General features: G+C 46.8%; 21 protein-coding genes. 6 read left to right on the top strand and 15 right to left on the bottom strand.

Annotated features, from left to right (window positions below; all coding sequences use genetic code 11):
• Positions 1 to 732: 732 nt before the first annotated feature.
• Positions 733 to 999: a hypothetical protein gene (locus AC1DYT_RS15315; RefSeq protein WP_477470451.1), complete on the bottom strand. Its 267-nt coding sequence runs from the start codon at positions 997 to 999 to the stop codon at positions 733 to 735.
• Positions 1,000 to 1,345: 346 nt separating this feature from the next.
• Here AC1DYT_RS15315 and AC1DYT_RS15310 point away from each other — a divergent pair, with 346 nt between their 5' ends.
• From AC1DYT_RS15310 to AC1DYT_RS15295, 4 genes are all read left to right on the top strand, one after another.
• On the top strand, positions 1,346 to 1,819 hold the full coding sequence (locus tag AC1DYT_RS15310; RefSeq protein WP_477470450.1) for a ribonuclease H-like YkuK family protein: 474 nt from the start codon (positions 1,346 to 1,348) through the stop codon (positions 1,817 to 1,819).
• Positions 1,820 to 1,981: 162 nt separating this feature from the next.
• Entirely contained in the window at positions 1,982 to 2,344 is a 363-nt protein-coding gene (locus tag AC1DYT_RS15305) for a hypothetical protein (RefSeq protein WP_477470449.1), read from the top strand.
• A 44-nt stretch (positions 2,345 to 2,388) separates the two neighbouring features.
• Positions 2,389 to 3,228 (top strand): sulfurtransferase, encoded by an 840-nt coding sequence (locus AC1DYT_RS15300; protein WP_477470448.1) that lies wholly within the window; start codon positions 2,389 to 2,391, stop codon positions 3,226 to 3,228.
• A 49-nt stretch (positions 3,229 to 3,277) separates the two neighbouring features.
• Entirely contained in the window at positions 3,278 to 3,751 is a 474-nt protein-coding gene (locus tag AC1DYT_RS15295) for an SRPBCC family protein (RefSeq protein WP_477470447.1), read from the top strand.
• A gap of 42 nt (positions 3,752 to 3,793) precedes the next feature.
• Here AC1DYT_RS15295 and AC1DYT_RS15290 read toward each other — a convergent pair whose 3' ends face one another.
• From AC1DYT_RS15290 to AC1DYT_RS15260, 7 genes are all read right to left on the bottom strand, one after another.
• The gene (locus AC1DYT_RS15290; RefSeq protein WP_477470446.1) at positions 3,794 to 4,705 is read right to left on the bottom strand and encodes a hypothetical protein; all 912 of its coding nucleotides are present in this window, start codon (positions 4,703 to 4,705) and stop codon (positions 3,794 to 3,796) included.
• Between the two features lies 1 nt (position 4,706).
• Positions 4,707 to 6,137, bottom strand: coding sequence for an MBOAT family O-acyltransferase (locus tag AC1DYT_RS15285; RefSeq protein ID WP_477470445.1), 1,431 nt, complete (start codon positions 6,135 to 6,137; stop codon positions 4,707 to 4,709).
• Positions 6,138 to 6,324: 187 nt separating this feature from the next.
• Entirely contained in the window at positions 6,325 to 6,744 is a 420-nt protein-coding gene (locus tag AC1DYT_RS15280) for an RDD family protein (protein ID WP_477470444.1), read from the bottom strand.
• A 298-nt stretch (positions 6,745 to 7,042) separates the two neighbouring features.
• Positions 7,043 to 7,888: a hypothetical protein gene (locus AC1DYT_RS15275; RefSeq protein ID WP_477470443.1), complete on the bottom strand. Its 846-nt coding sequence runs from the start codon at positions 7,886 to 7,888 to the stop codon at positions 7,043 to 7,045.
• 13 nt (positions 7,889 to 7,901) lie between these two features.
• Positions 7,902 to 9,239: an acetylxylan esterase gene (locus tag AC1DYT_RS15270; RefSeq protein WP_477470442.1), complete on the bottom strand. Its 1,338-nt coding sequence runs from the start codon at positions 9,237 to 9,239 to the stop codon at positions 7,902 to 7,904.
• Positions 9,240 to 9,271: 32 nt separating this feature from the next.
• Positions 9,272 to 10,486 carry an acyltransferase family protein gene (locus tag AC1DYT_RS15265; RefSeq protein WP_477470441.1) on the bottom strand — a complete coding sequence of 405 codons (1,215 nt, stop codon included), beginning with the start codon at positions 10,484 to 10,486 and terminating at the stop codon, positions 9,272 to 9,274.
• A 130-nt stretch (positions 10,487 to 10,616) separates the two neighbouring features.
• Positions 10,617 to 11,147, bottom strand: coding sequence for a hypothetical protein (locus tag AC1DYT_RS15260; protein WP_477470440.1), 531 nt, complete (start codon positions 11,145 to 11,147; stop codon positions 10,617 to 10,619).
• A gap of 99 nt (positions 11,148 to 11,246) precedes the next feature.
• Here AC1DYT_RS15260 and purD point away from each other — a divergent pair, with 99 nt between their 5' ends.
• Positions 11,247 to 12,521: a phosphoribosylamine--glycine ligase gene (gene purD / locus AC1DYT_RS15255; RefSeq protein WP_477470439.1), complete on the top strand. Its 1,275-nt coding sequence runs from the start codon at positions 11,247 to 11,249 to the stop codon at positions 12,519 to 12,521.
• A 125-nt stretch (positions 12,522 to 12,646) separates the two neighbouring features.
• Here the strand turns inward: purD and AC1DYT_RS15250 are convergent, their stop codons facing one another.
• The 3 genes from AC1DYT_RS15250 to AC1DYT_RS15240 all read right to left on the bottom strand — a co-directional run bounded on the left by AC1DYT_RS15250 (position 12,647) and on the right by AC1DYT_RS15240 (position 16,312).
• Positions 12,647 to 13,774, bottom strand: a complete 1,128-nt coding sequence (locus AC1DYT_RS15250) for a redoxin domain-containing protein (protein ID WP_477470438.1) — start codon at positions 13,772 to 13,774, stop codon at positions 12,647 to 12,649.
• 129 nt (positions 13,775 to 13,903) lie between these two features.
• Positions 13,904 to 15,079, bottom strand: coding sequence for a redoxin domain-containing protein (locus AC1DYT_RS15245; RefSeq protein WP_477470437.1), 1,176 nt, complete (start codon positions 15,077 to 15,079; stop codon positions 13,904 to 13,906).
• A 51-nt stretch (positions 15,080 to 15,130) separates the two neighbouring features.
• Complete coding sequence (locus AC1DYT_RS15240) at positions 15,131 to 16,312, bottom strand: formimidoylglutamase (RefSeq protein ID WP_477470436.1); 1,182 nt, start codon at positions 16,310 to 16,312, stop codon at positions 15,131 to 15,133.
• 146 nt (positions 16,313 to 16,458) lie between these two features.
• On the opposite strand from AC1DYT_RS15240, the gene AC1DYT_RS15235 reads away from it, so the two are divergent.
• On the top strand, positions 16,459 to 17,427 hold the full coding sequence (locus AC1DYT_RS15235) for an NAD-dependent epimerase/dehydratase family protein (RefSeq protein WP_477470435.1): 969 nt from the start codon (positions 16,459 to 16,461) through the stop codon (positions 17,425 to 17,427).
• 368 nt (positions 17,428 to 17,795) lie between these two features.
• On the opposite strand, the gene rlmD is transcribed toward AC1DYT_RS15235, so the two are convergent.
• From rlmD to AC1DYT_RS15215, 4 genes are all read right to left on the bottom strand, one after another.
• On the bottom strand, positions 17,796 to 19,232 hold the full coding sequence (gene rlmD / locus AC1DYT_RS15230) for a 23S rRNA (uracil(1939)-C(5))-methyltransferase RlmD (protein ID WP_477470434.1): 1,437 nt from the start codon (positions 19,230 to 19,232) through the stop codon (positions 17,796 to 17,798).
• A gap of 153 nt (positions 19,233 to 19,385) precedes the next feature.
• Positions 19,386 to 22,766, bottom strand: coding sequence for a trifunctional glycoside hydrolase family 18/polysaccharide deacetylase/glycosyltransferase family 2 protein (locus tag AC1DYT_RS15225; protein WP_477470433.1), 3,381 nt, complete (start codon positions 22,764 to 22,766; stop codon positions 19,386 to 19,388).
• A 51-nt stretch (positions 22,767 to 22,817) separates the two neighbouring features.
• Positions 22,818 to 22,979 (bottom strand): FeoB-associated Cys-rich membrane protein, encoded by a 162-nt coding sequence (locus tag AC1DYT_RS15220; RefSeq protein WP_477470432.1) that lies wholly within the window; start codon positions 22,977 to 22,979, stop codon positions 22,818 to 22,820.
• 76 nt (positions 22,980 to 23,055) lie between these two features.
• The gene (locus tag AC1DYT_RS15215; protein WP_477470431.1) at positions 23,056 to 23,424 is read right to left on the bottom strand and encodes a glyoxalase superfamily protein; all 369 of its coding nucleotides are present in this window, start codon (positions 23,422 to 23,424) and stop codon (positions 23,056 to 23,058) included.
• Positions 23,425 to 23,427: the final 3 nt, after the last annotated feature.

Here is a 23,427-nt window from a genome sequence, read left to right as displayed (position 1 = left end):
CCAGTATCACAAAGTGTCTATCAAGCATCTTCAATCATACTTAAATGAGTTCACTTTTAAATATAACCACAGAGCCAATAAATCGAACTTCGACCTGCTCATTAATAGATCATTTGGATAAAATGTCTATTCATGGGCTATTACTCTCTTGAGAGGGGCGGAGGGGTGTGTTAGCCGTCAAGAAGCACGGCCTAACACATCCCTCCGCAATTAATTCCATAAAAAAAGCGCATAAAATCAGTTATACGCTGCTACTCCTCTTTGTTGCCACATTTCATACGAAACCACGTATTTGTAGTACCTAACAAAGCGTTAAATAAGGTCGTGAATACACGGGTGACGCAATGCCCCTGGATTATCTACTGATAACCCAACGTTTGCGGTCACACATATAGCATTTGTATATTTTGATGGGCATCCACCAGAGTAACACTTTAACCCATGTTGGGCGTGGCGCCCTGAACCAATTTGTGGCACTGCATACACAGGCCTTCAGTGAAGGTTTTGTTGAAGAATTTGTAGCCATTACCAGAGGAATAAAGGATATTAAATTATTTCTCTATTAGGGCTAATTGGTACTCAAATATAGCCAAATATTGTAATACTTAGCGTGCCTTTTTTTTACAAAAATCTAAATTGAATAAAGAAGTTGCTCCCGCTACGGAAAGTGTTGCCACTTCTGGCCACGTAGCAGAGCAGCATCACCCTCCAACCTTGCCAATTGCGCAGCGGTTAACTTGCCCACCGCCCAAGCCGGGGGCTCGCGGCAGTGGCAGAAACCCCTGCCAAAACAGTTAGAAAAAGCTGGAAATCCACAGCTAAAATCCGCGCAAAAGCTGGAAAAAGCTGGAAAATTTTTTGTCGCCCGTAAACCAGGTTTTTAGCTAAAAACCGCCATTCCATGCAAATAAGGCCCTTTTTGCTAATTGCAGTAAAAAGCCCAAAAAACCCGCAAAACAGTACAAAAAACATGGAAAAAAGCGAATTTTTTTGAAGCATTTCGGCAAATTTACGCCTGCCCACTGAGGCAAAAACAAAAGTTGGACCATCGCAGTGCGGCGCAATATTCAGCCGTTTTTTTCAAAATTTCTACAAAATAAAACTGGACAAGAATTGGAAGACGGCGGCCGCTCCATCGCCCCTCCCCTCCCAATGACCCAATGACTCAATGACTCAATGACTCAATGACCAAAAACATCTGCACATCTGAAATCCGCAACCTGTTAATAATCAATAAAATGTTAACAAATAAATCATGCGGATATAACGTTTAAGCAATAGTTAATCGCTTATTTTTATAGACCGTAAAAAGGTCGCGTACTAAAAATCATCTAAATGCATTTTTATGGCCTGGAAAAAATTCAGCGGGGAGATTATCCAAACACCCATCTTAGAAGAAGTAGAGCGTGCCATTGAGCGCGAAACCCAGCTAGGCAACAAGCTTAAGGTTTGCATCGGCACCGATTCGCAGGTAAAAGGCTCGGTTACCGATTTCGCTACGGTTATCGTCTTCATCCGCGAAGCGCGGGGCGCTTTCATGTTCATCCACCAGGAGCGTACCTCCCAAAAGATGACCATCAAAGAGCGTATGCTCAACGAGGTGCAGAAATCGATCGACATTGCCTACAAACTCTGCGACCTGCTTGACCTGTACGAGGTAGAACTTGAGGTGCACGCCGACATCAACACCAACCCAATGTTCAAGAGCAACCAGGCCCTGCACGAGGCCATGGGCTACATCCTCAGCATGGGTTTCGTGTTCAAAGCCAAGCCCGAGGCCTTCGCCAGCTCGTGCTGTGCCAATAAGATGGTGCAATAGGGAGCGTTAGTGAGTGGTGGGTAGTGAATGGTTTAATGGCCTATTTCATAGGCTGCACTCGTCACGTATTAAGTAATGTCGCAGCTAAAGGCCGCAGTTTCTTTCTCGGCGGCACGAATATCTCGTTGCTAATATAATATTGGCTAATTGCTACCTTGCACTATGCCGTATAAATTTTATAAAAGTCGCTCGAAACTCAAACGCGCCCCCATCTATTACCTATTGATAATTTTGGCAGCCGGCTTTCCGCTTTTGTTAGTTGTAGCTGCAAGCTTTTTTGCCGAAAAGCATGGTTGTATTCTTAACGAAGCCGGCGCACATCCTTGTATTATTGGAAGCACGGATTACGGTGAATTATTTTCGATGATGTTTGTTTTTGGATGGTTGATGCTTGTGAGTTTACCAGGCGGTTTTTTTGCGCTCATTTGGCTTACATATGTTACCGTGTATGATTTTCGTTTTTATTCCGGCAAACACAAAACCGATTACGACAGATGGCTTGAGCAAAATGAAAGTAAGGGATAACTGCGTCATCATTTATATATTTGCCTAAAAAATACACATAGCCTATGTCGCCGCTTATTGAAATTACCGACCCGCATATTTTGGATAACTCCAGCATCATCATAGATGTACGCGCCGGTGCCGATGCGCACGAGCGTTACCTGTCCGGGCACCTGCCCAATGCCGTATTCGCCGGCCTGGACGCCGACCTCGCCTCTAAACCTGCCGACGCCGCCTTCGGCGGCCGCCACCCGCTGCCTGCTTTGGAAGATTTTACCGATACCCTTGCCCGCTGGGGCATTACCCCCGATAGCCACGTAATTGTTTACGATGATAAGGCCGGTGCCATGGGCGGCGCGCGCCTGTGGTGGATGCTGCGCTCGATAGGCCACGCCAACGTACAGGTGATAAACGGCGGCTTAAAGGCTGCAACCGATGCCGGCATACCTTTGGCTACCGACGAGTACCAAAACACCGCCGTAGAGCCCTATCCTATCCCTGCGGAGTACGCCAATACGGTGGATATAGAAGAAGTAAAAAAAGCTGCCGCAGACGAGGGCCGCGTAGTAATAGATGTGCGCGAGGGCGTGCGTTACCAGGGCCTTACCGAGCCGCTTGACCTGGTTGCAGGGCACATCCCCGGTGCGGTGAACCTGTTCTATAGCAACAGCCTCTCGCCCGAGGGAACGTACCTTACCAAGCACGCGCTGGCCACACTCTACGCCGATACCATAGGCAAGGTAAAACCGCAGGACGTAATTGTGCATTGCGGATCGGGCGTTACGGCCTGCCACCTCCTACTGGGCATGGAGTATGCGGGCATCACAGGCCCCAAGCTATACGTAGGAAGCTGGAGCGAATGGAGCCGCCGCGGACTGCCAATTGGTACGGGATTAGACCAATAAAATTGCATTGCAACTAAATTGTATTTAACTATTATCCCTTACTTGCGGCGTGAAAACATACGCATTAAAGCTTACGCAGAATTTACCCATCACCCTGGCAGAGGCCTGGGACTTCTTTTCATCGCCGCATAATCTGGCCAAAATCACCCCGCCCGAGATGGACTTCGTGGTAACCAGCACCTACAACGGCGAGGCGAAGATGTACCCCGGCATGGTGATTACCTACAAGGTGTCGCCGGTGCTTGGCATCAAACTTAACTGGATGACGGAGATAACCCATGTAGAAGAAGGGAAGTATTTTGTAGATGAGCAACGCTTTGGCCCTTACGCCCTCTGGCACCATCAGCACCATTTCAGGGAAATACCCGGCGGCGTAGAAATGACGGATCTGCTGCACTATGCCATCCCTTTTGGCATCTTCGGTCGGTTAGCTAATAGCTTGTTTGTAGCCAATAAGGTAAAAGAGGTGTTCGAGTTCAGGACGAAAAAGGTTGTGGAGATTTTTGGGGAATACAGGAGTTAGGCTGCGTTAAATTATCTAAATGAGAAATTGATGAAGGCTTTCTTATCTCCTCTCCAATAACCTGTTGGCCAAGTCTTCCGAAAAGGCGTGCGCTCCCTGGTCGTTCAGGTGATAATCATCATAAAACAAGCTTGCATCAGTAAATGAAGGGTTGTTTGCGTAACTGATAAAATGCACGTTGGGGTATTTTTTGCTGAAGCCAGTAAGGATCGCTATCGTGTTATCATCGGCCCCGAATGAGAAATAGATGGGCGAAACTACCAGCGTAATATCAACGTTTTTCTTGTTGAGGTCATTTAGAAAGCTATCGAGCAAAGCGATGCGACTGGCAATGGCTTGGTCGTGCTTAAATGGTAACATGGGGTGCTTCTCCAATACCGAGCTTAGCTTGGCGTAGCCATCGGTGGTATCGGGATTTACCCTGGTTGGGTGTACAGCTTCTGCAAGGATATTATCCAGCAACGCATTATAAGGGTATATGGAAGATAGCAGCTTAAAATCCTCGAACTTGCTATTGTACTTGATGAAGGGCTTAATGGCCGGGTTATCGTGGTAGGGCAATAACAAAGAAAGGTTTCCTTCTTCGGAGGTAGCGAATTCGTCGGGGTATATGTCCAGTATAATTTGCTTAGGCTTGTAGCGCTCCAACACTGCGGATATGGCTGCCAGATTGTAGATGAGCTTATAGCCTTCGCGACCGCAATTGTAAAACGTAGTGTTGAGCTTTGCCTCGAATGTTTTAGACACATACTGATGCATGGCCCTGGATGAACCGAACACCAGCGTTTGCGCCCGGGCTTTATTAAGCACGTAGGTTACATCGTTGAATTTCTGCTTAAAATAGAGGTGCCTGAGCAAAGCGCCGATAGAAAAATCGAGCAGTACCAGCACAATTGCCAGCACGGCGAACTTCTTCAGGAAGCGTTTTAAGTCGGTTGCGGGTTTCTGCTGCATGTTAAAACTGGAAGTAAATAAACTGCGTTTTACCAAAAACTCCAAACAGAAGTATCAGCATAGCAAGCAGGCAATAGGTTGAATACCTCAGCAAAGGCTTACTATTATTTAAAAAGCTAACCTTGCCGAACAGGCCATACTCCTCAGAAACCTCAACTGTAACCACAATGAGTATGCCGATGATGGAATAACCGATCAACCAATAATTGTTGGCCGTAAACAACTCGCCGTGCGCAAAAAGTATCTTGCCCAGTATGCTCAACGCCTCGGCCATGGAGCCCGACCTGAAAAACACGAACGCAAAGCAGGCAAAAGCAAAAGTGAGCAGGGTGGATAGCATTTTCGCCACCACTTCAGGCAGAAAGCCGAAAACCTTCTTCCGGGTTTTCTTAGTCAAAAACTCGTAACACACAGCAATGCCGTTTACCAGCCCGAAAGAGATATACGTATAAGCCGCGCCGTGCCAAAGGCCGCTCACAAAAAAGGTTACCAACAAGGCAAACACTACGGAAAATTTGCCCCAATGGCGCTTCTGTACCATGATTGGCGTAAACAGGTAAGTATTGAACCAGGTTGTAAGCGAGATGTGCCACCTGCGCCAGTATTCGGTAACACTTTTGCTTAAGAAAGGCCGGTTAAAATTGGCAACCAGCTTAAAGCCCATCACCTGTGCACTACCGATGGCAATATCCGAGTATCCCGAAAAATCGCAATATATCTGGAAGGCAAAAAACACCACCGCAACCGCCAGGGTAGTGCCGTTATGATGCCCATTCGCCATAAAAACCGCGTTTACGTACAGGGCCAGCCTATCGGCTACAACCACTTTCTTAAAAAAGCCCCATAGCATCCGCTTTAAACCCTGGGTTACATTATCGTAGTCAAACTCGTGCTTCTCATAAAACTGGGGCAGCATGTTCTGCGGACCCTCTATGGGGCCGGCTACCAATTGGGGGTAAAACATCACATATAAAGCGTAAATGCCAAAATGATGTTCGGGCTTTTGATGGCCCCTGTACACCTCTATAACATAAGCAAGGCTTTGGAATGTATGGAACGATAAGCCCACCGGCAATATGATACTTAAGGCCTGTATGGGGTAGTTCCAGTGCGCAAGGTGGGCAGCGAAACGCACATGGCTGTTAAAAAAGTTGAAGTACTTGAAAATAAAAAGCACCAGGCAGGTAGATACGATACTGATGATGAGGTAGAGCTTCCGCCTCCGCCCTTCCGACCGGCTGATGTATATCGCCGCAAAATAATCTATAAGGATGGTAATGAATAAAATGAAGATATAAACCGGGATAAACGCCATGTAGAATATACAACTGGCAAAAAGCAGCAGCGACCACCTGAACTTATGGGGCACCAGATAATACAACAGCGTAACAAGCGGAAAGAAGATTAAAAACTCGAACGAATTGAAAAGCATTTACGATGATTTAGAGCCGCACAACACCGCTATTGCTGCAAAGGTCATACGGCTTTATCCCCGGCAATTTCCATTGACCGATAATTCCCTAAAAATATAACTCCTTGCTTTAAAATTTGAATTTATTCGATTTAAAATTAGGGGAGGGAGTATATATGAGCAATTAAAGAGAACGTAATTGGATATATCACAATGCAGTCCAAAGGGGAAATGATGATAATATTAACATAAGGATTGCCAAAAAAGCAGGCAAATATAATGCACCTGCATCTCCGTAACTAACTCTATCTTTTATATCATTCAGTATCAATTCCGGTGCTTCGACATTATCATTTTTTACGGTTGTTCCAGCCAAAAAATCTCCTAACCTGCGTTCGGGATTTACAAGTAGCATGAGCACCTCAACCGGCCAAATAAAGGCCGTAATATTTCTGATCGCGCATTTCGAACGGCTGGCTATTTGGTTAGTCCTGATGTCCAAAACAGAATATCCGTAAATCCGCTTAGCAACACTTTTGGCACGATAGTAATCTTTATTTAACAATGCGAAACAGATGACCAGAAAGGGAACAAATGCCAACAATAGCAATGGGCTAAGTTGTTTCATTGGCGAGTATGCGGTATCAAAAACAATTTGGGGGATAAAAAATATAAGTGCCACCGGGAAAAACACAGACATGGTAAAAAACATATCTGCCGCTACTCACTTCAACCTCCTGTTCAAAAAAAAACCGCGATTTACCTGTTTAAGATAGGTTTTAGTAAAAAAGTTGAACAACAGAATTTCTACGATTTTCATCCATTTTTTATTCCTCTAAAATAATGAAATAAGCAAACAGAAGCTATCGGTGCAATCGAAAAAATCGTTTTAATCGGTGCGAACAAAAATCAACCTAAATCAGCGGTCATATCTTCAACACCGCCTGCAAGGCGCCGCCATAGCCCACGCCCGAGTTGCGGCCCATAAAGGTGTAAAAGCCATTGGCAAAAAGCGAAAACCTCCGGCTGAAGGTGTGGCCAACGTTAATAGCGCCTTTGGTGAAGGCAAAATCGCGGTTTACGCTTAAGTTCTGGCTGAATGATTTGTTGGAGCTGGAGGACCTTTGCCCGCCAATCTCAAAACTTACCTGGTTCTTTTTATTGATAGGGATACCCAGCAGTGCCGAGTAAAGGATAACATTAGGGCCCTGTGCATCAAAATAGCGGCGGTAACCAGCCTCTACGTTAAAATAGCATCCCCGCAAGAAATTCTTATTGAAACTGCCGGTGTACATGAATTTTATTTCGGAACCGAAGGTGCCGTACCCCAGGTCCAATACATCTTCATCGTGTTTATAAAGTGGAGCAATGCCCGATACCTGTACCGAAAAATAGGCCTTGTAATCGAAATTGACAAGCGCGTAGCTAAGCCCGGCCTGCAAATCGCCAAACCCAAAGCTTTCCTGATAGGTGGTACCAGCAGTTGTGGTGAACTGGCTTTGCTGGTTAGGCGCTAAAACGTTTACGATAAGATCGAGCCGACGGGTGATGCCATAGCCTACATACAGGCCGTAAGCATAGCTGGTAAACTGGCTGTTGCCATCGGGCTTTACCTTTTTGCCGTTGCTGTTATATACGTCCTTAGAAGTGTAGTAATTAAACGATGGTACTACGATATTGCGATATTTGCCAATAGGCCAGCCTGCATAGGCCTGCTGTTTAGCCGAGCCCATGATAAGCAGTAATAAACAAATAATGTAAACTTTTTTCATAGGTATCTGCTGTTTACGGCATCCTGAAATCTTCTTTCAGCCAGTAGTATTGAAATGTAAAATAGGTAAAATTAACTTCATGCGCCTTATCGGCCACTACAAAATATTCGTTGTTGGTGTTGGCGAATTTATTGAACATGCCAAAACTGCAGCGCGGCGGGCAAAATTCATCCAATAGACCAATCCCCATCAGCACCTTACTTTTTACCTTATCGGCAAAGTTCTGGGGGTCGTAATAATCCCAAACCGCCAGCAGCTTTTCTTTAGTAAAGCCATTGTGTTTCTTGATATAATCATGAAAAACCAGCGTTGGCCACGTATCAACCGGGTACGAGCTGCCTATGGCGTAAGAATCGTGCATATCGGCATATAGCGGCACCTGGAAGGTACAGAGCTTAACGCGTTTATCCATTGCCGCCACAAACACCGCCAGCGCGCCGCCCTGACTACCGCCCTCTACCACTATCTTATCGGGGTTCAGCCTAAGCTTGGTAGCGTTGGCAGCCAAAAAATCAACCCCGCGCAGGCAATCCATATACGCGCCGCGGTAAATATACTTATCGCGGCTCTCTATATTCACCAGGTTATACTGTTTATAATCGGGTGCAATTACATCGCGACTGTTGCCGTTACCGCGCACGTTGATAGTAAACACCGCAAAATCCTCCTTATCATAGTCGGGCTTCATATCGATGGTGTAACCCGGCACACGGTAAAGTATAGGGTAGTTTTTGCCGCCCTTTGGCACGGTGAGCCAACCGCGTATGGTAATGCCCTCCCACGATTTCATCTCGCACAGGTAAACAATCTTCTCTTTGGTCGATTTCTTTTTGTCTTCGGTAAACTTAAACTCAGGCTTAATACTTTTAAGGGTATCTATAGTGCCCTGCCAAAAGGCATCAAAATCGGCAGGTTTGTGCAAGGTGGTTTTTATCTTTTCCGGGTCGATACCGAATACGCGTTTCACCGTATCATCATACGAAGTAAGGTTCAACATAAAATGCACTCTGTAAAAGCCGGGGGCACCTTTTGGCAGCAGTACACTGTAAGTTTCCGAAGAATTTTTGATGAGATGTACCCACATGCTATTGGTTGATAGCTGTTTAAAATCGTCGCTTAACACGTTATAGGTAAGTTTGCCGTCCTGGTTTTCTTTATAGGTGCTCTTTAATTTCAGCTTAAATTCAATATCGTCGCTTCCTTTAAAAAGGGCGTTTTTAGTACCGGGTTTCACCTCTATGAATACTTCGCCTTCATCTTCTTTATCGTCCTGCGCAAACGCGCTGTAGCAGCCTGCCAGGACGATGCTTAGCGTAACAACATAAAATTTAAAGCCTCGTGATATTCGCATTTTTATATCGTTTCTTTTTTTTAAGTCCCGTATTATACGGTTGCAGTTCGTTTTTTGTTCCTGATCAAAAAATCCGACCGGCGGATGTAATGATTCAATGGCTCCTCTATGGTTTTGAATAATAGGATAGATATTCCGTTGAGGATTATAAAAGCGTAAAGTACGTTCAAATTATCGTATTGGAAAGGAGAGTTCCAGTCTACCCCCCATTTATCGTACAGATCGAAAACGTAATCGTTTAGCCAGTTTAGGCTAAAGTGCAAGCCGTTGTACATCCATCCCAAATGGATAAGATAGAATATATAGGAGCTTTTGCCCAGCAACTCCACGAATTTATTGGATAATATTTTCTTGAGGAGGGAAGTCTCGGTAAGCAGGCCGTAAAAAAAGATGGCTATACTGATGGATAGGAGGTAATTATTGGTGATGATGCCCAGGGGGTGCTGCAGCCCTGCCGCTTCGCCTTTGGGTATAGGCAGCGTACTCATAACCCACACGCAGGCAAACATTAGCACGAAACCAAGGTAGGTAAGCTTTTGCTTGCTTTGCCCATCTAAAGTTTTCTTGCGTACAAAAAGTGCCAGCTGTATCCCCACAAAAAACTCGAAACAACGCCCCAAAAAGGTATAGAGCATCATAAACGTAAAATTGCCGAAGAAACCATACCAGTTTACATTGCGGAATATCAGCACCAGCAAGGCACCGATGGCCGTAATGATGAAAGGCTGTATATAGAATTTTTTGTACCGCTGCGCGAAAAAGAAGATAAACGGTGCCGAGAAGTAAAAGCATTCTTCTACCGTTAGGCTCCAGCCCTGCGCAATGCCGGTAAACTTCAATTGGTCGAAAAAGCCGCGCACGAAGGTGATGTTCATGAGCAAAAGCCCTATGGGACTGCCGAAGCCATTGGTCACCTTTTCATCGTGGCTGAAATAGAAGCTGGCGAAGGCCCCCAGCGTAAGCAGGAGATACATGGGATAGATGCGCGCCACACGGTTTTTAAGGTACTGTTTGAACCAATCACCGGTTAATTCGAAGGTATCGAAATAACGGAAAGCGATCAAAAAACCCGATAGCGTAAAGAAAATAGTTACCCCAATATGGAATTCGGTGAAAAAACGTTGCACAGCATGGGGAAAATTCTCATCGAATGCGTAGCAGTAATGCGAAATGAATACGAGGTATGCGGCCATAGCACGCACGCCGGTAAGGGCCGGAATATAGGTAAGTAGAGGTTTTTGCGCCAAAACGGATCAGTTTTTTCGTCCCTAAAGATAATTTATTAAGCAGATAATGCAAAAACAAGGCCAAGCGCTCTGCATATTCTTAAAGGATGTAGGCTTGATAGGCTATGGTATGCCGGCGTACCAACAACTATTATTTGGGGTGGTCCTCATCATCTTCGTCTGTCCAACCCAGGTCTTCGTCATCATCCTCGCTCAATCTATCAAAAAACGTATCCTCGTCAAACATCAGTTCTTCCAGTTTCTCCTGCTCCGGTGTGCTTGTATCGAAGCGGATAGCCCAATCATCCGGAATGTCGTGCGTTTTATCGAAACCGCGTATCCAGGCAACAAACTCCACTCTAAACTCTTCCACTTTATCGCGCATCAGTTGCACGTAATCTTCCTTATTCATGCCGAACATTTCGGTACTAATAACCGCATTCATCATATCCTGTATGCCCAACCTAATGCGTACAGCATTGTACATCCGCAACGAATAAAGTCCACCACCCTCTGCGTTCGCAATTTTACCCAATATCATGGTAGCATTGCTCAAAATTTCCTTTGTGAGCCACTCGTGTTCGTACTTGTCGCTCTCGTCAATCACCTCCACAATAACACGGGCCATCTCGTAAATCTCCTCTGCTTTCTTATAAACCGGTAGATTCATCAACCTATTCATGCGTTTCGACATACGGTAAACTTAACGAATCCCATCCGAAAATCATCTGCACATTTGCACATCCGCATATCTGCACATCAAAAACCTTATATTCGCCCCATGAATATCCTGATCCTTGGTTCGGGTGGAAGGGAAAGTGCCTTCGCCTGGAAAATTGCCCAAAGCCCTAAATGCGATAAGCTTTTTATTGCCCCCGGCAATGCCGGCACCGGCCAGTACGGCACCAACGTTGACCTTAAGGTTACCGATTTTGCCGGCATAAAAGCATTTGCCCTGGGCAACGCCATCGATATGGTACTGGTTGGCCCCGAAGAGCCCTTGGTAAAAGGCATCCACGATTACTTTTTAGCCGACGATGAACTGAAGAACATCCCGGTAATAGGCCCGCAGCAACAGGCAGCGCAACTGGAGGGCAGCAAAGATTTTAGCAAGGATTTTATGCAGCGCAACAATGTACCTACAGCTGCATCCAAAACGTTTACCAAAGATACCCTGCAAGAAGGGTTCGATTACCTGGCCACCGCGGGCCTGCCAGTTGTGCTGAAGGCAGATGGCCTGGCTGCAGGCAAAGGCGTGTTGATATGCCTTACCCTGGAAGAAGCCAAGCTGGAACTGGCCGAAATGCTCACCGAAGCCAAATTTGGCGATGCCAGCTCTAAAGTGGTGATTGAGCAATTCCTCACCGGCATAGAGCTTTCGGTTTTCGTGATGACGGATGGCAGCAACTATAAAATACTGCCAGAAGCTAAAGATTACAAACGCATTGGCGAGGGCGACACAGGCCTTAATACAGGCGGCATGGGTTCTGTTTCGCCGGTGCACTTTGCTGATGCTGCGTTCATGGCTAAGGTAGAGCAACGCGTAATCATCCCAACGGTTGAGGGGCTTAAAAAAGAAGGCATCCCCTACAAGGGTTTTATTTTCATAGGGCTGATGAATACTGAGGGTGAACCATGGGTAATAGAATACAACTGCCGCATGGGCGACCCGGAAACCGAAAGCGTAATGCCCCGCATAGAATCCGACTTCGTTGACTTGCTGGAGGGCGTAGCCAATGGCAATCTGAACGAGAAAGAACTCACTATATCTAATAAAACCGCCGCAACCGTAGTTTGCGTAGCAGGCGGTTACCCGGGCGAATATTTAAAGAATAAAGCCATCAGTGGTATTGAGAACGTTCGCGGCTCGCATGTGTTCCACGCGGGCACAAGCCTAAGTGGCGATGACATAATTACCACCGGCGGCCGCGTGCTGGCCATTACCAGCCTGCAGGATAACATGTTCAATGCTCTGCAGCAAGCCACTGCCGATGCCGCGCGCATTTACTACGATGGCGTTTATTTTAGGCGTGATATAGGGTTTGATTTACTTTAATCATTGAGTCATTTTGCTTGCGCGTCATTGAGTCATTGCAACAGGTCGATATAAATAGAAAGGCGGAACTGCACATACAATTCCGCCTTTTTAATGACTCAATGACCTAATGATTCAATGACTCATTATATCTTTCCAAACAACTCCGCCAGCTTATCATTCAAATCGTCGCCTCTTAAGTTTTTGGCTATGATTTTGCCGTTAGGGTCAATCAAAAAGTTTTGAGGAATAGCCTTTACGCCATACATACCGGCCGCTTTGCTATCCCAAAACTTAAGGTCTGATAACTGGGTCCAAGCCAGGCCGTCTTTATGGATTGCATCCAGCCAGGCTTTTTTGGCTGTAGGTTTGTCAAGCGATACGCCAATAATGGTAAAATTCTTGTCTTTATATTGCCCGTAAGCTTTCACCACATTAGGGTTTTCGGCGCGGCAAGGGCCGCACCACGATGCCCAAAAGTCTATCAGCACATACTTACCACGGAAAGACGACAGGCTTACTACCTTACCCGCAGTGTCGGCTTCGGCAAACTCGGGCGCAGTAGCACCAAGGGCAACTGCTTTTAGCTTGGGCAACAAGTCGCCAAAGGTTTTGCCATCCTTAGATTGTTTAACCTCTGCCGACAGGGATTCGTATAAAGGCGCTATATCGGCATAATCAGCGCTATAAGCATACGAGCGTAAGGCCGTAAGGCTGATATATGAATCGGGATGGTCTTTAATAAACTGCTTGTTAATAGCTTTCCATTGCTCGCTCAGGGCTTTCTCCCGCAGCTTTGTTTGCCTGATAAAGGTGTCGGCTTTTGCGGCATCACCCGCTGCCTTTTCGCGGGCATCAAGCGCATCGTATCCATTGTCAACCACTTTTATGGCGGCATGGTACAATTCGTTTTCCTGGTTGGTTTTTGGCCCTTCCAATTTACCGTTGGCCAGCAAATCGGTAGTTGTCAGCGTAATTACACCTGGCTCCAGGTATAAGGAATGCGAATCTTCAGCGCTGTTTAAGCCCGATGCGGTAGGGTTAAACCACAGGCGCGCACTGGTTGGCGCGGTACCGGCATCTCCCTTGAACAGGAATTTGCCATCCTTAAGGGTAACAGAATCCGTTACCGATTTGCCGTCCTTTTTATATTGTAAATAAACTTTGGCCGGCTTATTCAGCGTGCCCACATTGCCCTGTACGGTGTATTTGGTATCCTGTGCAAAAAGCGCAGCGGGTATAAGCGCAAGGGCACCCAACAATATTCTCTTCATGATATAAATGTATATTTAAAGCGGAAAAGATGCAACTATCCCGTTAATATTCAAAGCACCGGCGCAAAATTGAAAGACGGAAAGCCCGCAGTCGTGAAGCTCCATCCGTCTTTCCGACGCCCGACTACATTATATTTTCCCCAGCAGCTCTTCCAATTTATTATCCAAATCATCGCCGCGCAGGTTCTTGGCTACTATTTTGCCCTGCGGGTCAATCAAATAGTTTTGGGGGATGGAGCGCACGTCGTAAAGCCTTGCAGCCATGTTGTTCCAGAATTTAAGGTCAGACACCTGCGTCCACTCCAGCCGATCGCTTTTAATGGCGGCCAACCAGGCATCGCGGGCACCTTCCTTATCAAGGGATACGCCTAAAACGGTAAAATTTTTGTATTTGTATTTATTATAGGTACGCACCACATTGGGGTTCTCCTGTCGGCAGGGGCCGCACCACGATGCCCAAAAATCTATCAACACATACTTCCCACGGAAAGACGACAATTGCACAGGCTTTCCGTTTGCGTCGTTCTGTATAAAATCGGGCGCAATAGAACCTATCGCAGTTACTTTGAGTTTGTCCAGCTCATATTTCAGTTGCTTGCCCTGGTCAGAGTTCTTCAAATCTTCCGACAGGGAATTGAACAAAGGTTCTACTTCGGCTACATCGGGCGAGGGGCCGCTTACGCTGGTAAGCACCAGCAGGCTAAGGTAGCTATCGGGGTTGCTAACGATGAAGCTTTTCAACGCGGCTTTTTGTTCTTGCTGCAGGGCTTTGTATTTAACCTGCATGTTGTTTTGGAACGCTGCCGACTGCTGTTGCTCCGGCGTGGCGGCCTTGGCTTCGCTGGCAAGGGCTTTCGCTTTGGCCATTATTGGTTTAAGTTGAGCTGTCAGTTTGGCTTCGTCGTCGGTTGTTTTAGAACCGGTGATTTTGCCGTGCTTCAAGGAATCGGGCGAAGTAATACCCAGTTCGCCTTTTTCCACGTAAAAGCCCAAATAGTCGGCTGTTTTTGCCGGCCCAGCACTCTGGCTGAAGTTCTGTGCCACGTATTTAGCAAACCCTTCGCCTTTATAATCAATAAACATGGTGGCGTTTACCGGGTTAGTTATGGTACCGGTGAAGGTAAATTCACCGTTTACTATGGCTGCGGAATCGATAACGGTATTGGCACCCAACTGGTAAGCTAAAAAAGCTTGCGCGGGCTTATCTAACTTGCCAACCTTTGCTTTTATGGTAAAAGGCGCGGCAGTTTGTGCAAATGCCATTGTAGGCAAAAAAGCCAGCAGGCATAAAAAAAATCTCTTCATTATAATAACAGTAAAGATAATGTAACGCTTAAAGGGCTAATGAATTGCCGTTCAGTTCAACTTTTGGTAAGTGCGCCACCACAAATCTGGCATATCGCCGGAGCGGGCGGTTTTATAATCCTCGTACCGGCAAGGCACCAGATGGAAACGTTCGTTGCGCGAACCGCCCGTTGGGTAAGGTACCTGCATCCACCAGCGATCGCTTTTTTTGCTTTTTACGAATACCAATTCATGCTCATCATGCTTCAGGCTGGTTTTATAAATGAGGTATTGCGATTTGGGGTTGAGCGGAAAATCTTTCTTGCGATTATAAAAACCATCTATGAAACACCACACCATTTGCGATATCAGCATCGCGGTTTGGCCGTTAGTATCGTAGACTGGGTTAAATTCGTAAAAACCTATAGAAGTAAGCTTATCGTTGAAACCGGCATACCGGCATATCTGGCAGGCCTCTTCACCGTAAAAACCGTTCGGCTTAGCGTTAGCGTTGGCCGCAGCATCTGAAGAGCGGATGGCCCCTATATCGAAACTTAGCATATTGGCATTGCGGATAACCGGCTCGGTTACGGTGATGTTGCCGGCCAGTTCGCCCAGGCGGTGCACGTCGAAGTAAAGCTTATCCATCACCCGCAGGCTTTCCTGGCTGGTGAAATAAGTTTGGTACCCCAGGTTGCTGAAGTTGAAGAGGTAATTCGGCTCGTGCAGGAATATCTTGTTGAGGTAAGCGATGGAATTGGTTTCAATGCTGCTGCCGAAGCCATCGTCGTCCAAATCGAAATGCGAATCTACCACTAGTACATCTACCTTTTGCTCCAGGCTTTCGTAGCCCATGTACTGGGCGTAAGTGAGGTCCTGCCCGCCGCCTATGATAAGCGGAAGGATATCTTTCTTTATCAGCTCTTCTACCACGGTTTTAAGCGCGTAGTAGGTATCTGTCACCTTTTCGCCGCGGGCTATATTGCCCAAATCTACTATTTTGGTGTTGTAAGCCCCCTCGTTAAGCAGGTACAGCTTTTCACGAACGTAATCGGGGCCAAGGGCACAACCTGCGTTGTTTATGGCGTTGCGATCTTCCAGCACGCCGATGATGGCGATATCCACCTTCTGCTCCAAATCGGGGAAGGCAACGGAATAGTGCTCTATCCTATCGCCAAGCTGGCTGGTATAAAACCCATCTTTAGGCGTTATTTTCTTTATATCTATCGGGGCAAAAAAATCGGCTAAAGACATATGGTTTGATGTGCAGATATGCGGATGTGCAAATGTGCAGATATTTTTGGATGTGCAGATATTCAATTTTCAGATGTGCAGATGTTTTTGGCAACCGGCATAACTACAAATTCATTTGCACATTTAAAATCTGCACATTTGCACATATGATTTTAGTTACGGGGGCAACAGGTTTTTTAGGGGCCGAACTGGCGAGGGAGCTTATACTGCGAGGTAATAGCATCCGCTGTACTAAACGCAGTTCATCTACTGTACCCGGAATTTTGGTGCCCTACCCTGCCAAAATAGAATGGGTAGAGGCCGACCTGATGGATGCCTTTGCCTTAGAAGCGGCGCTGGACGGCGTAACGCAGGTGTACAATTGTGCGGCCTGGGTATCCTTGAAAGCTGCAGATAAAAATTCGATGATACGCACCAATGTAACCGGTACGGGCTACCTGGTAAATCTTTGCCTGGAAAAAAGCATCCGCATGGTGCATACCAGTTCGGTAGCGGCCGTTGGCGAGGCCAAACCCGGCGAATTGATTACTGAGGAGCATCACCTGGACCCAACATTGGAGGAAGACGGCTACGCCATATCAAAACTAGAGAGCGAGATGGAAGTTTGGCGCGGCATTGCCGAAGGGCTTGATGCCCTTATTGTAAACCCAAGCATCATCATCGGCCCCAGTTCAGGCCTGGAGGGCAGCGGGCAAATTTTCGAGACCGTGCGTAAGGGCTTGAAATACTACACCAAAGGCACCATGGGTTTCATAGATGTGCAGGATGTGGCCAAATGCATGATTGCGCTGATGGACAGCAACATAAGCGGCGAGCGGTACATTATTTCGGCAGAAAACCGCCCTTTTAAGCAAATTTTCACCGAGATAGCCGAAGCCCTGGGCGTGCCCGCCCCCAGGAAGCTGGCAACACCATTTATGATGGAAGTAGCCTGGCGCGGCGCATCATTTTGGGGAAGCCTAACCGGCAACGACCCCGCCATAGATAAAGCCAGTGCACGCGCTGCATCCGTAACACGGGAGTTCGATACCAGTAAAATAAAGAAAGCGATAGGCTTTGAGTTTAAGCCGCTGAGCGAAACGATTGAGGAAGTTTGTGCGGCACTAAGCAGGTAAGCTGAGGGGTTATTTTTGTCCAGTTTTATTTTATAGAAATGCTGGAAAAAACCGTTGAGATTAGGCGGGCTGAATGAAATCGCAAGTACTCGCTTTTTGCTATGGCTACTTGCTTAAATTCGCCAAAACACCTTAAAAAATCTGTGTTTTTCGGAGTTTTTCTTAATTTTTTACGCTGTTTTAAGGCATTTCTGCTAAAGACTCAAAAACCGCGAAATTTGCATGGAATGGCTGTTTTTGGCTAAACATGCTGGGTGCTGGGTACAAAATCTTGTCCAGCTTTTTCCAGGTTTTTGACAGATTTTAGCTGTGATTTTCCAGGAATTTCCAGCTTTGTCATTGGTCGCAAAGGCTGCTTAGCTGCTCTTCTAAACAGTTTCCTTTAACTTCAGCAGCACCACATTCTCCACGTGCTGAGTATGCGGGAACATATCTACCGGTTGTATTTTCACGGTATCGTATTTCTCTTTCAGTACCAATAAATCGCGGGCCTGGGTGGCGGCGTTGCAGCTTACGTAAACTATTTTAGGGGCTTCTATTTCCATCAGGCGGGCAACCACATCGGCGTGCATGCCTGCGCGGGGAGGATCAGTGATGATTACGTCGGGTTTGCCGTGTTCGGCCACAAAATCGGCCACCAGCACATCCTTCATATCTCCCGCAAAGAATTTGGTATTGGTAATGTTGTTTATCTGCGAGTTAACTTTAGCATCTTCTATGGCCGTTGGTACGTACTCTACGCCCACCACTTCGCGCACCTGCCCCGCTATGAAATTGGCTATGGTGCCTGCACCGGTGTAAAGGTCATAAACCAGCTCATCGCCTCTGAATTCCGCAAAATCGCGGGTAATTTCGTACAGTTTCAGGGCTTGTATGGAGTTGGTTTGGTAGAACGATTTGGGGCCAACCCTAAAGCGGATAACCCGGCCATCGGCCGTTGCCATTTCTTCGTGTATGTATTCGGGCCCTTTCCAGCTATGCACCTCCTGATCGAAGATGGTATCGTTCATTTTGGTGTTGAGGATATACAGCAGCGAGGTTACCTGCGGGAAGTTGGTATCCACAAAGCCCATCAGCTTGCTTACCTGCTCCTCATCCGCATGGGCGAAAACCACTATCACCATAATTTCGCCGGTAGACGAGGTGCGGATAATGAGGTTGCGCAAAGCGCCGGTATGCTGGCGCACGTCGTAATAAGAAATCCCCTGCCCTTTGGCGTATTGGTTGATGCTGTTGCGCAGATCGTTTGATGGCTCGGCCTGCAGGTAGCAATGGTTGATGTTCAATATCTTATCAAACCTGCCGGGGATATGGAAGCCGAGGGCGTCCATGTCCAGCGCCTCGTCCTCGCGGTTCTCGCCATCGTACAGCCAGCGTTTGTTCGAGAAAGTGTACTCTAGTTTGTTGCGATAATACCTGTCGGCTGGGGACGGCACTATGGTATCCATATGATCCACCTCTATTTTTGCTATTCGCGTAAGCGCATCGTGCACGGCTTTTTGTTTGAATTTTAGCTGTGCCTCGTAGGTCATGTGCTGCCATTTGCAGCCCCCGCAAACGCCAAAGTGCTCGCAAAAAGCATCGGTGCGATATTCGGATGGTGTTACCAGATTGATGATCTTACCTTCGCCAAAGTTTTTCTTGCTGCGGTAAACTTCTATGTCGGCCACATCGCCGGGTACGGCTTTTTCTATAAACAACACAAAATCGTCGGCTTTGCCAACACCTTTGCCTTCTTCGGCTATATCAATTACCGTTACGTTTTCAAAAACCTTATTTACCCTTGGTTTGCCAGATTTGCCCATAAGGATGCAAAGGTAAGGGAATTTATTATTTTATGCAGGGTTTCGGCAAGGGCCTCTTTGTGGCGATTTTACCACAGAGGCTACGGAGAAAAAACACAGAGAGGCACAAAGATTTGTTTTGGCGAATTTTTATTATGATACAATCTCACTTAACTACTTCGTCCAGGCGGCAGGCTCTTCACTCTCCAAATCTTCTTTTTTGATGCTTACGTTGCCGGTACGCTTCAATACGCCCCAGCCGCTCAGCTCGCCTTTGAGGGCTTTGCGGATGGCTTTGAAAAGGATGTAATACATCAATTGACGCCAGATGAAACGCTGCGGGATGATATAGACCAGCTTCTTATAGCTTTCCTTTTCCATCTTGAATGCGATGATGGCTACCAGGAAATCGACCAGCACGAACACCAGGTAATAGATGAGTATCTTTTCCGGCTTATCGCCCAGCAGGCCAAATATCATCATCAAATCGGCCAGCGGCGAAAACAGCGGCAACAGTATCTGGAAGATGAGGATATTGGGCATGCCCACCATGCCGAAGAATTTATATTTTTTGTTGAACAGCGCGTCGCGGTTTTTCCAGAAGCTTTGTATCACGCCAAAACTCCAGCGGAAGCGCTGTTTTAGCAGCATATTGAGCGATTCGGGTGCTTCGGTGTAGGCAACGGCCTCGGCACTGTTCTTTACAATGTAACCTGCTTTCAGTATGCGCATGGTAAGGTCGCAGTCTTCGGCCAGGGTATCGTAAGTGAAGCCACCTGCTTTTGATATCGCCTCTTTGCTGAACGCGCCTATAGCGCCCGGTACCACGGTAATACTGTTGATAAGGTCGAACGCACGGCGGTCCATGTTCTGGGCCGTAATGTATTCTATCGATTGCCAGCGCGTAATGATGTTCATCTCGTTGGCCACCTTAACCGTGCCCGCTACCGCGCCAATTTCGGCATCGGTAAAGTAGCTCATCAGCTGGTAAATTGCATCGCTGCGCAGCTGGGTATCAGCATCAATACAAACCACATAATCGTTTTTGGCCTGTGCTATACCGAAGTTTAGTGCCGATGCCTTGCCGCCGTTTGGCTTGGTTAATACGCGCACCAGCGGGTGGTTATCATAAGCGGCCCTTACCACTTCATAGGTATTATCCTTAGAGCCATCGTCTATAAACAGCACCTCAAAGTTGTGGTACTCCAGTTTTAGCAGGCTTTCGATAGTTGCGGCGGCGGTTACCTCTTCATTGTATGCAGGCACAATGATGCTTACGGCGGGCAAGGGGGCGGTAGGTGCTACCCGTTCTTTTTTATCGCCCATAAACTGCCTTACGGCCAAAATACCTATCAACACGATGCGACCGATGGCGAGGAAGATTGCCGAAAGGAACAGGTAGAAAATGAATTTGTTGCCCAAAAAGAAGCCTACGATAACCACATCGTAAAAGCGGCCCCAAACGGTTTTATCGTCTGAGGTGGGCATTGGCATCAGGTCGTCCTTGGTTTTATCCAGCACATCGGCAATGGTGGTAAACTGGTAGCCATGGGCCTTAAAGTAGTGTATAATGGCAGGCAATGCTTTCACGGTTTCCTCGCGGGTATCGCCGCCGGCATCGTGTAGCAATATCATCGAGCCGTTGTCCTTTTGCCTGATGGTGCGGGCTATAATGCTATCTGCCGTTACGCCGGGCTGCCAGTCCCATGGGTCGATAGATTCGCCGATGGTGATATAGTGCTGGCGGCGGCTCTCGGCCACGGGGATAACCTCGGCCAGGGTTTGCGGTTCGGCATCTGCGTTGAAGGGCGGGCGGAACAATATGGTGCTGCGCCCGGTAACCGATTCGATCAACTTGCGGGTAGCGTTCAGCTCCAGGTTTACCCGATCTACGCTGATGGTAGAGATATCCGGGTGGAAGAACGTGTGGTTGCCAATTTCGTAGCCTTCATCATATATTCTTTTGAGGATGGGGATATTCTTTTCGGCCATAGAACCTACGATGAAGAAGGATGCGGGCACCTTCTCGCGCTTAAGGATATCCAATATACGCGGGGTAAACTCAGGGTCGGGGCCGTCATCGAACGTAAGCACCACTTTGCCAGGCTTTAAGCCATACCTGCGTATAACGTATTTGGAGGGCAGCTTGATGTAGGTTTGATTGGTGATGGTAAAATTCTTGGGATCCATCGTTACGGCTATCTTGCCGGTATCGGGTGTGGTTATCAAATCCAGTACCTCGCCACCTTCGCCGGCATAATCTATTTTATCGTTCAAGCCAACAGTGTTGAAGTGCTTGATATCGATGCCTGTTTTGCGCAAAGAATCAATAGAGAGGTTCTTTTGGAAAAACGACCATAAGCGCGGATCCTCGGCACCTAAACGCCAAAGGGCTACCCCACCGGTAGACCAATCATCGGCCATGCGGATGATGTTGAAATTGGTAACCGCATCTGCAAAGTAAACAATGTGGTTAAAGCCATCGTTGCCCAGGTAATTGAAATGAAGGTTGGCTGACACCGGATCGAACTTAATGGTTGCCTTTTTTTGCTTGGCTGTACTGATGGCCTGCTGGTAACCTGCGGGCACACCTATGCTGTTCTCGGGCCAATCGAAGCCGCCGCCTGCTATGGTAAAGATTACCTTCTCGCTGGGGATGATGGAGCAAACCTCATCCAATATTTCTTCGGCCCAATGCTGGTTGCTTATTTCGCCCGAGTTGCTGCCATCGTAATGCTGGTCAATCGCCATCACGAAGATAAAATCGTTGATATGCTGCAGACGTTTCAGGTCATATGCTTCGTCCTCCGGCACTATATTTTGGGTAACCAGCAAGCCATTGGCATGCAGGATAGCATAAAGCTCGTTCTGGAAAGCGATGTAGTTTTTGCTGTTGCGGTCCTTTACGTCGTCCAGATCCACATTAACGCCCTGGAACTTGTAAAACTTGAGCTTATCTACTATGCTATTGATGAAAGCCGTGCGGACCCTCTTATTGTTGATGATATGCTCTACTTCCTCTACATCGTACCCGCCTTTGGTATTATCGTAGTTATTGAGGGTTACCAGTATCTGTTTCTTGTACTTTTTATTGAGGTTGATGAGCCCGGTATCTATCTGCACCTTAAGCGAATCGGACTTTTGTGTAAAGCCGAAACCCTCGGTAACTACCATATCCAGGCGGTGCATATATAACTGCAGCGAGTTATAAGCCTGCGGCTCCCATGGGCGGTAAAAGGCGGCGTTTATACGGTTGGCATTGTTGGGGTGCTTTAGCTGGTGCAGGTGGCGTGCGCGCGCAATTTGCTCTATTACTGCTTTCTCTACTTTGAAATCTTTAAAGCGTTTAGATTTTTTTAGTGCTTCGAGGTCTTCTTTAGATATCTTTTTGGGGGCCGGATCCAGATTGGGCAGTATAGGATATTCTTTGGAGGTAATGGTAACCGCAGCGGCAACCGCCCCGAATAAAATGATGACTAAAAATATACGGCTAATCCATTTGAAGCGGTTCCACCTGCCGGGATCATCAGCCTGAAAGACCTGTTTGTTGGACATGAAAAGTATTTAAAACGATTAGGTTATGGTAGGGCAAAAAATGCAATGATGTTACTTAGCCTGCTTTTGCGGCTCGATGGCAGAAAAATCCACCCCGCATTTGCAGTTGCTGCCGCAGCTTTTTTTGGCAGTTACGGTGTTGTACAACATACGGCCTACGTAAAAAACCGCTGCAATAAATAATATTACTATAATAATTGCCTGGATGTTCATGGCTGCAAAATTAATACATTTATATATACGTACAGATAATTAAAAAAGTATAAAGTTTAACCGGAAAGCTAATAGCTTATCCAATCCCCGCATAAGTAAATGTAAGTCTGTTACCAAAGGGGTCACCAACCTCCATCGTAAGGGCCTTTGAGTTCCATGAGGCTTTTTCTAAACCGGGGCGGTAATACTTATAATTTTTATCAATGAGTTGTTTGTGGTACTCTTTTAAGCCCGCAAAATCTTCAATATGTATCCTTGCGCCGGGCGTACAATCTCCATGATGTTCGGAAAGGTGCAGCACCACGCCTTGAAGGGAAACCTGCATATAAATTGGGCCATCCTTTGGCTTATCTTCCCAATCTATCGTAAACCCAAGCCAATCGACATAAAATTCAATTGCTTTAGCATAATCAAATATCCTGAATATAGGTCTCGCTACCGCCATCAC

The sequence above is a fragment of the Mucilaginibacter sp. P1_D10 genome, from assembly GCF_056406215.1.
This window is presented reverse-complemented; position numbering and strand designations above follow the sequence as displayed.